The organism is Janthinobacterium lividum, assembly GCF_034424625.1.
GTDB classification, from domain to species: Bacteria; Pseudomonadota; Gammaproteobacteria; order Burkholderiales; family Burkholderiaceae_D; genus Janthinobacterium; species Janthinobacterium lividum.
The window spans coordinates 1863907-1877723 of the sequence record NZ_CP139976.1 but is presented as its reverse complement, the minus strand read 5'-3'; the positions used below and the strand labels follow the sequence as shown (position 1 = coordinate 1877723).

Below are 13817 nucleotides of genomic sequence, written 5' to 3'. Positions count from 1 at the left end.
CTTGTCCGTAGGAAAAAGAATGGCGCTGGCGTTATTGCGAGCTGATGTCGGCGTTCTCGCCGCTGCCGCCCGGCTGGCCATCCTTGCCCATCGAGACGATGTCGTACTCGCCCTTGCTGCCGGGCGCGCGGTATTGATAGGCATGGCCCCACGGGTCGAGCGGCACGGCCTTTTTCAGGTAGGGACCATTCCAGCGCGTGCCGGCGGCAGGCGGCGCGGCCAGCAGCGCGGCCAGGCCTTCTTCCGTGGTGGGATAGCGCCCCACGTCGAGGCGGTAGGTGTCGAGCGATTTTTCAAACGCCTCGATCTGCGCCTTGGCCACCGTCACTTCGGATTTGCCCAGCTGGGCGAAATACTTGGGGCCGACATACGCCGCCAGCAAGCCGATGATCACGATGACGACCAGCAATTCGAGCAAGGTAAAGCCGCGCGCATGGCGCGTTGCCGCAAGGTTCTGCCTGTGTGCTGCATGCATCCGGTAACTCCTTATTGCCTACCTTCAATACATTGCGTCGCTGCGCGCGGCGGATGGCCACGCACAGGCGACACGCGCTTGCCTGATGCTTATCAGCCTACCATGCCGGTTATGGTTCATACAATCTTTTCTTTGTACTGTGAACAACAAATTCCGACGGAAACCATCCAGTGTGCGCGAAACCGCCACGGCGACGCGCGCGCTTGACTGGCTGGTCAATCACTCAACTATTTTCAATGCGGAAACTATCTACTACTGGTTACCAATTCATAGTAAGTGATGAATTTTATTCATTCATTATTTGTAACTTTCAAATTAAATTTGCAAGAATATCAAACAATGAAATTGCCTCTTTTGCTATAGTAAAAATCAATTTTCTACGTATTGGTCTTATCCGTCCACGCAGGAAAGAGCATCCCAGACGCAAAACATATTGCATCCTACATAATCACCAAGGGAAAATTCATGACTCGTATTGTGCATTCGAAGGCAGCTTCCGCAGCAAGTCCTTTCTCGGCCAAGCAGTGGACCGGCGCCGCCATCCTGGCCCTGTCCGCCGCCTGGGCCCCCGCCGCCATCGCGGACGTGATCAACTTTGACAATCTGGATAGCCAGTTCGTCGGCCATGGCGACTCCCTGGAATTCGGCAAATTCCTGCTGACGGGTGCTTCGAATGCCGCCGGCGCCAGTTATGGCGACCTGGTCGGCGCCGTGTTCGACGGCACGGATCCGGCCGCCTGCGGCATGGCGTGCCCGACCAACAATACGAGCAATTACTATGCCTCGCTCAACGACGGCATCATCTACCTGGACCCGCTGAACCCGGGCGGCAGCGTCAGCCTGCAGGGCTTCGACGCCAGCTTCATCGGCTACGCCCAGGGCGTCACTTATCCGGCGGTAGCCGGCCTGCTGCGCGTGCAAGGTTTCTACGCGGACGGCTCTTCCCTGTATGAAACATACCAGCTGGGCGGCCCCATCGGCGGCAACTTCCAGTTCCAACACTACAACACCAGCGCCAGCTTCGGCAGCCAGCAATTCGCCTCGCTGGCCTTCTTCGGCTTCACTTGCAACACGGCCGGCAATTGCAACGCCTTCAGCACCAACAAGGGCCAGTTTGCGCTAGACAATATCGTCGCCTCGGTACCGGAGCCATCGACCTACGCGATGATGCTGCTGGGCCTGGCAGGCATCGGTTTCGCGGCGCGCCGCCGCCAGCAAGCCTGATTTATCCCTTTCGATTCCCGCTACCGTCACCAGGAAACCCTACATGACATTCCGTCCCGCCTTGCGTCCCATTTCGCTCGCCGTGCTGAGCCTGTTTGCCAGCCTCAGCTTCCAGGCCCACGCCGACGACCTGCGCCGCCCCTACATCGTGCAACTGAACGACAAACCGATCGCTTCCTACACCGGCTCGGTGGAAGGCCTGGGCGCCACCCAGCCTGCCGCCGGCGGCCGCCTCGACCTGGCCAGCACACAAGTGCAGCTGTACGGCGACTACCTGGAACAGAAACAGGCCCGGGTACAAGCCCTCGTCGCCGCCGCGCCCGTGCAATACCAGTACAAGATCGTCCTCAACGGCTTCTCCGCCCTGCTGACCGACGCCGAAGTGCGCCAGCTGCAGGCGAGCGGCGAAGTGGCCAGCATCGCCCCCGACGAACCGCGCGCCCTGCAGACGAACTACACACCCACCTTCCTGGGCCTGGACCAGCCGGGCGGCCTGTGGAGCCAGCTGGGCGGCAAGCAGCATGCGGGCGAAGACATCATCATCGGCATCGTCGATGGCGGCGTGTGGCCGGAAAACCTGTCGTATGCGGACAAGGTCGACGCCAACGGCGCCCCGACCTTCGACCCGAACGCCACCCTGGCCTACGGCGCCGCGCCGGCCGCCTGGAAAGGCAGCTGCCAGACGGGCGAAGGCTTTACGCAAGACCACTGCAACAACAAGCTGCTCGGTGCGCAATACTTCAATGCCGTGCGCCTGACCGAGACGGACAAGATCCAGCACTGGAGCGAATTCACCTCGCCGCGCGATTCCATCGGCGACCCGAATGGCGAAGGCGGCCACGGCACGCACACCTCGTCCACCGCGGGCGGCAATGCGGGCGTGCCCGTCACGGCCAACGGCTCGCCGCTGGGCGCCATTTCCGGCGTGGCGCCGCGCGCCCGCCTGTCCGTCTACAAGGTGTGCTGGTCGTACAATCTGGCTACCCAGCCGACCGGTGCGAAGAACGGCTGCTACGGCGGCGACAGCGTGGCGGCGATTGAAAAAGCCGTGCAGGATGGCGTACACGTCATCAATTACTCGATCAGCGGCGGCGGCACCGTCAACGATCCCGTCGAGCAAGCCTTTTTGCACGCCTCGAATGCGGGCGTCTTCGTTGCCGCTTCGGCCGGCAATGCGGGACCGGCCAATACCGTGGCCCACGTCAGCCCATGGATCACCACGGTGGCCGCCTCGACGCACAACCGCGCCAACCAGGCCAAGGTGACCTTGAGCAACGGCGCCAGCTACACGGGCGCCTCGCTCAACTACAATCCGCTGCCGGCCACCACCCTGATCCGCGCGCAAGACGCGGGCCTGGCCGGCGCCGATGCGCAAAAACTGGCCCTGTGCTACCGCGCCGGCGACAACGGCGGCGTGGCCCTGCTGGACCCGGCCAAGGTCGCCGGCAAGGTCGTCAGCTGCCTGCGCGGCACCACGGCGCGTACCGACAAGGGCGTCGCCGTGCTCGAAGCGGGCGGCGCCGGCATGGTGCTGGTCGACACGGGCGTGGGCCTGGTGTCCGACCCGCACGTGCTGCCGGCCGTGCACGTGAGCGCCGCCGATGGCGCGCTGATCAATGCACAGGCGCAAACGGGCACGGCCACGGCCGCCATCTCGCGCTTCGTCACCAACGGCAACGGCCCTGCCGCGCCCGTGGTGGCCGACTTCTCGTCGCGCGGCCCGAACCTGTACGACGCCAACCTGCTCAAGCCGGACGTCACCGCGCCTGGCGTGGACATCCTGGCCGGCGGCACGCCTGCCCTGTCGCGCGCCCAGCGCGACGCCGTGCAGGATGGCAGCCTGGTCCCTGCGCAAGCCTACATCTTCCTGCAAGGCACCTCGATGGCCAGCCCGCACGTGGCCGGCCTGGCCGCCCTGCTGCGCCAGCAGCATCCGGACTGGAGCCCGGCCGCCATCAAGTCGGCCCTGATGACGACCGGCAGCACCACCTTGCCCGACATCCAGGCAGGCGACGCGCGCGGCATCCTGCCATGGGGCCAGGGCGCCGGCCACGTGACGCCGAACAAGGCGACCGATCCCGGCCTCGTGTATGACGCCAACCTGGCCGACTACAAGAAATACATGTGCGGCGTCGGCATGACGGCCGAGTGCGCGGGCGGCACCCTGGCCGGCTACAACCTGAACATGCCGTCCATCACCATCGGCAACGTGCTGGGCACGCAAACGGTAACGCGCCGCGTCACCAACGTGGGCAGCAGCAGCGCCACCTACACGGCCAGCGCCTCGCTCAGCGGCTACAGCGTTGCGGTGGCGCCTGCCACCCTGGCGCTGGCGCCCGGCGAAACCAAGTCCTTCACCGTCACCCTGACGCGCACCACGGCGCCGGACAACGCCTGGCAGTATGGCGCCCTCGTATGGAGCGACGGCGTGCACACGGTACGCAGCCCCGTCACGGCCCGCTCGGGCCGCGCGGTGCAGTCGCCGGCATTGCTGCAGGCCGACAAGGTCAGCGGCCTGCGTTCGCTGACCCTGTCCACCGGCTTTGCCGGCAAGGTCGGCGCGGCGACGGGCGGCCTGAAGGAAGTGGCGCGCAGCGCGCAAACCATCAGCCAGGCCGCGCCGGGCAGCGTGGAAACGCTGGTGCAGATGGCCGACGCGTGCAAGGCGGGCGGCAGCGGCGTGCGGGTCGTCAATGTCAGCATTCCCGCCAGCACCGTCGTGGCGCGCTTCGAAATCTTCGACCGCGACACCAGCGAAGGCGCGGGCAATGACCTCGACCTGCTGCTGCTCAACAGCGCTGGCGCGACCGTTGCCACCTCGGCCACGGCCGGCTCGAACGAGGCGATCACCGTGACCACCCCGGCGGCAGGCAGCTACAAGGTGTGCGTGGTCGGCTATGAGCTGGCGAATGGCGCGTCGACCGGCTTCGGCCTGTCGTCGGCCGTCGTCACGACAGCGGACAAGGGCGGCAACCTGAAAGCCACCCTGCCTACCAAGGTGTATGTGGGCGGCAGCGCCACGGCCGGCGTCAGCTGGTCGGGGCTGGAAACGGGCAAGCGCTACCTGGGCGGCGTAGTCTTCCTTGATGGTAACAACGCGGCAGCGTCCACCACCGTGCTGTCGGTGGAGACCAACAGCCCGTTGCCGCTGGCCGTCCCCAGCCAGCGCAACGTGAAGGCGGACGCCAAGCTGTAACGGTATCGCTCCAGGCGGTAACACGACGCGCCCTGCGGGGCGCGTTTTTTATGCGTAACACGCGTACAATCGGCGCACGGGCAACTCGTCCGCCATGCGCAAAGGAGTTTGCATGTCCGCATTTCGCCTCAGCATTGCCATCCTGGCCGGCATGGCCAGCCTCCATGCACTGCCTGTCGCGGCGCAGGCCGCTGCGGCGCGACTGTCCTATCTGGTGCAATTGCGCGCCCCGCCGCTGGCCTCGCAAGCGGACGGCGTGCATAGGCTCGATACGGACAGCGACGCGGCGCGGCGCTACACGGCCCAGCTGGAAGCGCAGCAGCGCGCCGTGCTGGCGCTGGTGCCCGATGCCCCAGTGCAATACCGCTACACGGTGGCCTTCAATGGCTTTGCCGCCATGCTGACACGCGCCGAAGTGGCGCGCCTGCAAGCGAGCCCTGACGTGGCACGGGTCTCGCCCGGCAGCATCGAACACACGCAAGATGGCGGCGGCAGCGGCAAGCCGCAGGCCAGGCCGCAGGACCAGCGCTAATGGCTGAGCAAGCGCAGCGCGATGCCGCGCGACACGGCTTGCATGCGATTGCTCACGCCCAATAATTTGTAGATACGCTGCAAATGGCTTTTCACGGTGGCGCCGCTGATACCGAGAATTTCCCCCACCTCGTCATTGCTTTTCCCTTCGCGCACCCAATGCAGCACTTCCAGTTCGCGCGCACTGGCCGCGCGCGTGGCAGCCGGGCCGGCCATGCGCGCATGCTGGCTGCCTGGCAGCGCCAGCCAGTGCACGTGCAGGTAGGGCAACAGCAGTTCCAGCACATACGCCTGGCGCGCAGCGTCCGCCGGCATCACGGCGAACAGGGCAAAAAAGCTGCCGCCGGCGTCGCCCACGCTGCCGTGCACCAGCACGCCGTCGATGACGGCAGCCCCCTGGCCGCCCGCGCGCCAGGCCAGCGCAAGGTGCGCCAGCTGGCCCTGGCGCTCGCGCAGCAGCGCGTGATCGGGCGCGGCGCTGTGCCAGGCTTCGCTGCGCAGCACGGCACCATCGTCATCCAGTTGCGCGCACATTAATATGTCGTGCGGTAACAGCGTTTGCAGCGGCCCCTGGCTCCACAGAAAGAAATCGCCGGGCGCGACGATGCCATGCGCGCCGAGGATGGCGTGCAGCAGGTATTCCTGCTCCCGCCCCGTCAGCAGCATCATGCGCACACGGCGGCGTCAAACGCCAGATAGCGGTAGCCGCTGCCGCGCACGGTTTCGATGCGGTGGCCGCAGCCGCCCGGCTGCAGCGCCTGCCGCAGACGCCCCACGTGGGCGTCGACCGTGCGCTCGTCGAGATACGTCGCATGGCCCCACACCTGGTCCAGCAACTGCGCGCGGCTATGCACCCTGCCCGGATGGTTCATCAGGAAATGCAGCAGCTTGAATTCCACGCGGCCCAGGTTGACGGGCACGTTACCGGCCGTCACGCGCAGGGTGTGTGGGTCGAGCCGCAGCGCTGCCGTGCCTGCGCCTGCGCGCAAGGCCGATGGCGCGCGCCGGCGCAGCAGCGCGTGCACGCGGGCCAGCATTTCACGGGGACCGAAAGGCTTGCACAGATAGTCGTCGGCGCCGCTTTCCAGCGCCAGCACCTTGTCCTGTTCGCTGTCGCGCGCGCTGACCATGATGATGGGCAAGTCGCACAACACGCCATCCTGGCGCACCTGGCGCAGCAGCGCGATGCCGGACGCATCCGGCAGCTCCCATTCCAGCAGCAATACATCGGGCGGGCCGGCCGCCAGCAGCGCCAGCGCGCCGCGCGCATCCAGGGCGCAGCTGACCCGGTAGCCGGCGCCTGCGAAGTTATGCGCCAGCAGCGCTTGCATGGCAGGCGCAGGGTCCAGCACCAGGATATGGCCAGGCATCGATGCATCTCCCGAAAAAAGTTGGCGGCAATCTATGAAGAACTAAGTAATCGCCAGAAAATTATTGTGAATTTATAGCAAACAGAAGTGGATGTGATGCAAGGCGCCCGGCGCGACGCAGTGCGAGCACTGCTAGCGATGGGTAACGCAGCAGCGCGCCACTTATGGAAGCTAGAAAACACAAGAATTTATTGGGGGTTACTTAGACTGCCCGACAAGTTTTTTACTATGCATCAAGCGTAAAACGGTGACCAATACAATTTAGTTTCCTGATTTATAGCTATTTCAAATAAATAAACAAAAAAAACACAGCGGCCCGCAGGCGCGCTGTGTCCAGGCTGGAAAGACTAGGCCCGTGTGCCAGGCTGGCGGCGGCGCAGGGCAAAACCGATCAGCGCCAGGCCGCCCGTCAGCATCATCCATTCCGACGCCTCCGGCACGGCCGAGATCGTCGCGATGCTGGCGTAGCTACTGCCCGCAATGCTGGCGGGCAAGCCGCCGTTGAGCGGGGTCAGTTCGAATTGCACGACGTTGCCGTTCGCATTGCCCAGATAAGCCATGCCGGTGTAGTCGAGCAAGCCCACGCCAAACGTCGTGCCCGCGTTGCCGGCCGTGTTCAGGAAATCGCCGCCGAAGACGATATTGAAACCGAACTTGCCGCCCAGGGTCACGTTGTGAAACCAGTCGTTGTAGGCGCCGCTATTGCCGAAGGTCAAGGTGCCGGGCAAGCTGCCGCTGACATTGCCTTCCTGCGATGCCAGCCCGCCGAACGCACCCGAAAAATTGCTGAGCACGGCGCTGGCGCCCGGCGCGGGGCTATTGCCGGCGATAAAGGCGAAGTCGAGGAAACCGGCGCCCGAGAACTGGCTCGTGTCGATTTCCACGCGGTAGCCGAGCGGATCCGCCAGCGCCAGGCTGGAGCTGGCGGCCAGCACGGCGGCCAGGACGGCGCGGCGCATGGCCGGATGAAGTGTCGTTGTCAACATGATGGTGTCCTTAGAAGTTGCCGGCGAAAATGCTGGCGGAATAATTGATCGTCACTTTCGACGGATTGGTGAAACTGACGGCAAACGAGGCTGTCGCGCCCGGCGCCAGGCTGGCCGCGTTGACCGTGACATACGCGGCGCCCGCATGGCTGCCCGTGGCATTGGCCAGGGCCACGCCGGCAGGCAAGCCGCCGAACACCACCTGGAACGGGCCGGACAAGGCGCTCGTGCCCGTGTTGGTGAACGAGAAGGTGCCCGTGTATTTTTGCGTCACGCGGTTGTACGCGAGGCCCGAACTGGCTTGCGCCACGCCCGCCGTGATGTCGCGGTAAGCGGGCTGCAAGTCCAGGCTGATGACGACGGGATCGTGGTCCGAGGCGCGGTAAGGCAAGCCGTTGTACAAGTCTTGCGGCTTGGCCGAGTCGATGTTGTAGTCGATCACTTCCGGCTCGTCCGCATTCACATGCCATTCGGCCACGCCTGCCACTTGCGGGCTCAGCGACGCACTGGCCAGCGCATGGTCGAGGTAGCCGCTCTGGCCGCCGAATACATACGAGTACGGCATGCCGGACGGCCGCACGAAACGCTCGAGTTCATTGACGAAACCGGCGCCCGTGATGACCTGGATCGGGTCTTCCGCGCCATATGAATTCAGGTCGCCGATGACCAGCACGTCCGCGTCGCCGGCAGCGGCCGCCACTTGCGGCACGAAACTGCCCACCAGGCGCTGGGCTTGCTGCACGCGGGTGGCATTCCAGCAGCTCTGGCTATCGTTCTGGTCCGCGTCCAGCCCGCTCGATGGACAGCTGCCCTTCGACTTCAGGTGGTTGACGACCAGCGAGAATTTCTCGCCATTGCCGGCGCGGAAGGTCTGTGCCATGGGCGGACGGTTGTTGATGGCATTGGCATCCGACAAGGCGGCGCCGACCAGGCCCAGCTTGGCCGGCTTGTAGATCATGGCCACGCGGATGGCGTCCGTTCCCGTGGCGGCCGGCTTCGGCACCACGGCATACGTGACGCCGCCGATGGCAGCGTTGAGCTGCTCGACCAGGTAACTGACGGCTGTTTCGCCATTGTTCTGGATTTCCATCAAGCCCACCACGTCCGCATCGATGGCTTTCAGTTCGGCGACGATCTTGTCGCGCTGGCGCACGAATTCGGCCAGGTTGTCGGCGCCGCGGCAATTGCTCTTGGTGGTAGACGAACCCACGGTGCAGCCCTGCCCCGTCTGGCCAAACACGTTATTGCCATTGGTAAAGGTCGTAAAGAAGTTCAGCACGTTCGCGCTGGCCACCTTGACGTTGCCTGATGGCAGTTCCGGGCTGCCCGTGCGCGGATTGTCGCGCGAAAATTGCGGCGTTTGCGTCGGCTGCAGTTTGTAGGCAGCACCGCCACCGCCGATGGCGCCAAAGTCCACCACGCCCGTCAGGTCGGCCACCGTGTCGCCGCTGCGCACGGTGCCATCCTGGCCGATGTACGGTATCGTCGGCGGTGCGACAAAGATGCCATCATCGAGCACGATCAGGTTGTTCGCATTGGCGGCGATCAAGGCTTGCGCCTCGGCGGAGCCGGCCGGATAACGGTTGGTCGGCACTTCGCGCCGTCCCGCCGACAGGCTCAATTCGCCGCGCGCGCCCAGGTAGGCGTTTTGCGACACGGTCAAGGGCTGCGTGAAGCGCACCAGCATGCCTTCCACGGCGGCCAGGTTCTCGTTCGGCAAGGTCACATTCGTCGGCACGATGGCGTGGCCCGCGCTTTGCGTGAGGATGGCCGTCACGTCCTTGAATTCCGTATAGGAATTTTTCGCGCCCGACGGCGTGTATTCGACCACCGTGCCCGTCACGCGCACCAGCTCGCCCGGCTGCACGGTGGTGGCCGTCGCGCCCGTGTACACGAAGATGCCGTCCGAGGTCGATGGATCGCCATCGCCGGCCGCATCCTGGATGAAGAAGCCGGTGCCTACTTTCAGGGTGACCACGCCCTGCGTCGTCTGCACGGAATTGGCGTACGGGCTGGCAGCGCCGCTGCCCTGGATCTGCGGGATCGTGTGGCTGACGGCAGCCAGGCCTTGCACGGCGACATCGATCTTGCAACTGGCGCTTTGCTGCTGGTCGTTGCTGAAATTCACGATGACAGGGTAATTTCCCACCGGCACTCCGGCGGCCACCAGCAGGCTGACCATGGCGCTCTCGCCCGCCACGCCGGCCGCGCTGAAATTGGCCAGGCTGATGCCAGCCACGGCCGGCGAGCTCAAGGTGGCGGCATTCACGACGCCATCGACGTCGGATGCGCGCAGCACGGCGCTGCCGCCATTGCCCACGGCCAAGGCCAGGCTGGCTGGGCAGCTGGTGACGATCTGGTGCACGACAGGGCCGCCGCAGGCATTCAATGGCGAAGCCGTATTGCGCGGCGTCACGCTGCCTGTGGCGAAGTCGGCGCTGTTATCGTCCGTGTCGGCGCAGCCGCCATTCGCACGCGCAATCGACAGCGTATTCGATGGCGCGGGCGCGACGGCGCCTTCGAAGCCGTTGGCCGTGCCGAAACCGACCAGGTCGATGACGGCGGCGCCCGTGGGGCTGGTGCCCGTTTGCGCCGTCTTGCTATTGCTCAACAACACCTTGCCCGCCGTACCGGACATGGCCAGGCTGCCCGTGGCATCCGGCGCAGGCAAGTCCTGCGTACCGCCCGCGCCCTTGGCTTGCTGGACCAGCAAATACTGGCCAGGTTGCAATTCGATAGCCGGCAAGGCCGTCACCGACCAACTGGAACCGGCGGCGGACGCGTATTGCACGCTCCAGTTGCTCACATTCACGGGGCTGGCACCGCGGTTGAACAATTCGATGAAATCGTTGCGGTACAGCGCCCCCGTATTGCCGCCCCCGCCATACACCTGGCTGATGACGATATCGGAAGCAGCCAGGGCCGGCACGGACAGGCTGGCCAACAGGGAGGCCATGACGGTCAGGCGCAACGGCGTGCGCAAGGGGGAAAACGAGGTGTGCATGAGGATCCCGGTCGGTAAATAAATGACGCCGGTCCCGCATGATCGGCCGGCGCGCCACAATTAACAAAAGTATTTCAGACTTGTTATTTGCATATTAAAGGCCCGGGATGACGACTTGATGACATTTGATTAAGCCGAATGGAGTAATTTTCTTTCCAGACGCATCAAAATAAGTATCTTTCGAACAACAAACAATGCTTTCCATTTACGCAAAGAAAGCGCCAATGTGAAAAATATGATATATTTCAGGCAAATAAGTTTTGTTCTTGATAAGCCATTGGCAACTTTGAGAACCTTGCAATACAAATGGATTGAGCGGGCCCCATACATGCCCGGCTCTTCATCTGCCATCCTGGCGTGCACAAACAATGTCGCACAGCTAGCGTAGGCACCAATTACATCCTCAGCGCCTGGCGATATGCGCCGCGCTCAGAATGCATTTCCAAGAGGTAAGTAATGTTAAAACCAGCCACCCCATCCAAGTTCGCATCCTTGTTCGCCTGCAGCGTGTTATTGCTGGCGGCTAGCACGGCGCAAGCGCAAAATGATGCGCAGCGCGCCAGCGGCGACGATAAACGCTGCCAGGCCACGGGAGCCGCCAGCAACGCAGGCGGCAAGGCGAAGGACGCCGACCTCGATAGCACGTACAGCGCTTGCAGCCTCGTCGATGGTTTCATCGGCTTCGGCGCACGCATCAACGACGGCACCAGCACGCCGCCGGAATTCGGCAGCGGCGCTTCGGACCAGGAATTGCGCAACCCGCAATTTGGCGGCGGCGGCCACCGCCTGGGCAATCAGTTTGCCGATGCGGGCGATACGGCGGGCGGCACGCGTGCGCGTCCGGCGCGCGACACGGGAAGCTATCAGTTTGGCACCCGCGATTTCGTTACCAGCCAGGAGTTCCCGCCGATCGATGGCGGCGCCGGCTACCGTGGACCGGGGCGCGCCTACCATGGCGCCACCGGCACCGATACCTATGCACCGCTGATCACGTCCGCCTCGCGCGGCACCGGCTCGCCGGCTGGCGGCTCCAGCGTGGGTGGCGGCGGCGCGACAGGCGGGATCGACAGCGGCAATAGCGGCATCGGCGTTCCCAGGCCGCCTATCGCCGTCGTGCCTGAGCCGGAAACCTACGCCATGCTAATCGCCGGCCTCGGCCTGGTGGCATTCGCGGCGCGCAGAAAGCGGAGCGTCAAAGCCGCTTAAGCTATCCTCCCCGGCGTCGGGCGCACCGCCAGGTCAGCGCTCAGCGCCGGTAAGCCATGTACGGCGCGGCCAGCGGGTCGCCGATAAACAGCCCCTGCGCCGGCCACAGCACACTCCCCCAATACGCTTCCAGCGCCGTCATGCCGTTCAGGTAGCGGCGCAGGAGCACGGTAGGATTCGGGAATTTCTGCCAATAATTGCACGGTTCACTCACCGTACCGTAACTGGCCGTCGCGCCAGCTTCCAGCCAGCGCTGGCTGCTCATCTGTCCTGTGCCCTGCAAATCGCCACCGAATGACGTCAGGTGATCGGCCAGCGCCCCCGGCAAAAATCGCAGCGTGTCCAGCTTGGCCACATTGGCCACGCCGGTCTGGTACACCATGATGTTCTGGACGCTTTCAATGCTGTTGGCATGCACATTCGTAATGGTCAGCTTGCGCTGACGCACCATGCCGGTCGGCGGAAAGAATGCCGCGCGGCTATTGCGCGCGGCGTCGCTGGTAGTCAAATAATAGGCGCCGGCGGCCGGCACGGCAAACCCGCTGGCCGTGCCGCGCTTGATGACGGCCTTGGCATCATCCACGGAATCGACAGGCAACAGCATGGACAGGCGCATGCCCATCTGGGTCATGGGCCGGTCCACGTTGCTGTTGAAATAGATGCTGGGCTTGCCCGGGTCGCACGTCTTGACGCACTGCGCCATGTCATATCCCAGGGTAAATGCGGAGGTGATCGAATTGCACTCGACCGCATAGGGGGCGCTCCAGACCATCAGCACGGCCTGGATCTCGGGCTTGAGCTGCGCCTCGATGCGCTCCTTAAGCTGAGAAAATTGTTCGGCGCTAAGCTTGCGTGGCCGGTTTGGAATATTCACATGCACGACATTGGCAAGCGGAATGTCGTGCGACTGGCGGTAGTACTCGCCGACCTCCACACTATTCGGTTCCGCATCATTGATGATGACCGCCAGGTGCGCGGGCTGCAATCCTGGCGCCGCGCCAGCTTGTGGCACTAAGGAGAAAGCCGCCAGCAACACGGGCAAAAAACGTAGTGGAGTATGCAATGGATAGCTGCCAGAAAGATGAATCGAAACGACCGCAGCATGGCAGTCGGAGCTTGACGGCCAATTATAGCGCTGGAAATAGTGCCGCAACGCGGCAAACAAAAAACGGAAGCCATGGCTTCCGTTTTTTATTGCTGCTGATAATGCCAGCGCGCGCTCAGGCTTGCAGCTTGCGCCGGCGCGCTACAAAGCCCATCAATCCCAGGCCGGCAAGCAGCATGGCGTAGGTTTCAGCTTCCGGCACGGCACTGGCCGAGATATTGCCGCTGTAGCTACCACCCGTTGCGGAAGCGACATAGCCGTCAACTTGCAGGAAATAGGTTCCCTCAAGCAAAGGCGTCTTGCCGCTGTTCAGCACCCAGGCTTGGTCCTGCGCCGTGAAATTCAGCAGATCAAGCGCGCCCTGCAGCACTACGCCACTGGTATTGCTCAGGCTAAATCCCGTCAGGGTCAGGCCGGAATTGGCGCTTGGCTTGAGCGAAGTTGCCAGCCCGCTGAAATCATGGATGCCCGTCAGCGTGAAGAGGAATTTGTCGCTGAAAAAATTATTCCCGGCGCCAGCAAGCTGGCCGGCGCCCAGGCGGAAGGAACCAAACAGTTCACCGCTGGAATAGTCGATCAGGTCCTGCGTCAGGTCGACCGGCGCATGGCTCAGGTCGACGGGAGCGGCGTGGGCGCCCACGCTGGCAGCGGAGAGCACGAACGTCATGAACAGGGATTTCAATATTTTATGCATACTTTTCACCAAGATAACGGCGGTCA

Annotated in this window: 11 protein-coding genes; 4 read left to right on the top strand and 7 right to left on the bottom strand. The window is 63.8% G+C overall.

All coding sequences use genetic code 11. The features are described from left to right. Positions 1-31 precede the first annotated feature (31 nt). On the bottom strand, positions 32-475 hold the full coding sequence (gspG, locus tag U0004_RS08490; protein WP_034782166.1) for a type II secretion system major pseudopilin GspG: 444 nt from the start codon (positions 473-475) through the stop codon (positions 32-34). Between the two features lie 465 nt (positions 476-940). Between gspG and U0004_RS08485 the strand changes: the two genes are divergently transcribed. From U0004_RS08485 to U0004_RS08475, 3 genes are all read left to right on the top strand, one after another. Beyond that, positions 941-1699 (top strand): NF038120 family PEP-CTERM protein, encoded by a 759-nt coding sequence (locus U0004_RS08485; RefSeq protein ID WP_034782165.1) that lies wholly within the window; start codon positions 941-943, stop codon positions 1697-1699. A gap of 43 nt (positions 1700-1742) precedes the next feature. After that, positions 1743-4895, top strand: coding sequence for a S8 family peptidase (locus tag U0004_RS08480; protein ID WP_070253556.1), 3153 nt, complete (start codon positions 1743-1745; stop codon positions 4893-4895). Positions 4896-5007: 112 nt separating this feature from the next. Continuing rightward, positions 5008-5427 carry a protease inhibitor I9 family protein gene (locus U0004_RS08475; RefSeq protein WP_034782162.1) on the top strand — a complete coding sequence of 140 codons (420 nt, stop codon included), beginning with the start codon at positions 5008-5010 and terminating at the stop codon, positions 5425-5427. On the opposite strand, the gene U0004_RS08470 is transcribed toward U0004_RS08475, so the two are convergent. The 4 genes from U0004_RS08470 to U0004_RS08455 all read right to left on the bottom strand — a co-directional run bounded on the left by U0004_RS08470 (position 5424) and on the right by U0004_RS08455 (position 10786). After that, positions 5424-6095 carry a LuxR C-terminal-related transcriptional regulator gene (locus U0004_RS08470; RefSeq protein WP_070253555.1) on the bottom strand — a complete coding sequence of 224 codons (672 nt, stop codon included), beginning with the start codon at positions 6093-6095 and terminating at the stop codon, positions 5424-5426. The two genes, U0004_RS08475 and U0004_RS08470, sit on opposite strands and share 4 nt — an antisense overlap. Then, positions 6092-6796, bottom strand: a complete 705-nt coding sequence (locus U0004_RS08465; protein ID WP_070253554.1) for a winged helix-turn-helix domain-containing protein — start codon at positions 6794-6796, stop codon at positions 6092-6094. Before U0004_RS08465 ends, U0004_RS08470 begins: the two co-directional genes overlap by 4 nt. Before the next feature lie 347 nt (positions 6797-7143). Continuing rightward, positions 7144-7782: an NF038129 family PEP-CTERM protein gene (locus U0004_RS08460; protein ID WP_139144040.1), complete on the bottom strand. Its 639-nt coding sequence runs from the start codon at positions 7780-7782 to the stop codon at positions 7144-7146. A 10-nt stretch (positions 7783-7792) separates the two neighbouring features. After that, the gene (locus U0004_RS08455; RefSeq protein WP_070253552.1) at positions 7793-10786 is read right to left on the bottom strand and encodes an ExeM/NucH family extracellular endonuclease; all 2994 of its coding nucleotides are present in this window, start codon (positions 10784-10786) and stop codon (positions 7793-7795) included. A gap of 456 nt (positions 10787-11242) precedes the next feature. Between U0004_RS08455 and U0004_RS08450 the strand changes: the two genes are divergently transcribed. Continuing rightward, the gene (locus U0004_RS08450; protein ID WP_211551178.1) at positions 11243-11992 is read left to right on the top strand and encodes a PEP-CTERM sorting domain-containing protein; all 750 of its coding nucleotides are present in this window, start codon (positions 11243-11245) and stop codon (positions 11990-11992) included. 40 nt (positions 11993-12032) lie between these two features. On the opposite strand, the gene U0004_RS08445 is transcribed toward U0004_RS08450, so the two are convergent. Together U0004_RS08445 and U0004_RS08440 are read right to left on the bottom strand one after the other, a co-directional pair. After that, positions 12033-12977 (bottom strand): TIGR03790 family protein, encoded by a 945-nt coding sequence (locus U0004_RS08445; protein WP_231958420.1) that lies wholly within the window; start codon positions 12975-12977, stop codon positions 12033-12035. A 235-nt stretch (positions 12978-13212) separates the two neighbouring features. Then, positions 13213-13791, bottom strand: coding sequence for an FxDxF family PEP-CTERM protein (locus U0004_RS08440; protein ID WP_081345400.1), 579 nt, complete (start codon positions 13789-13791; stop codon positions 13213-13215). Positions 13792-13817 lie beyond the last annotated feature (26 nt).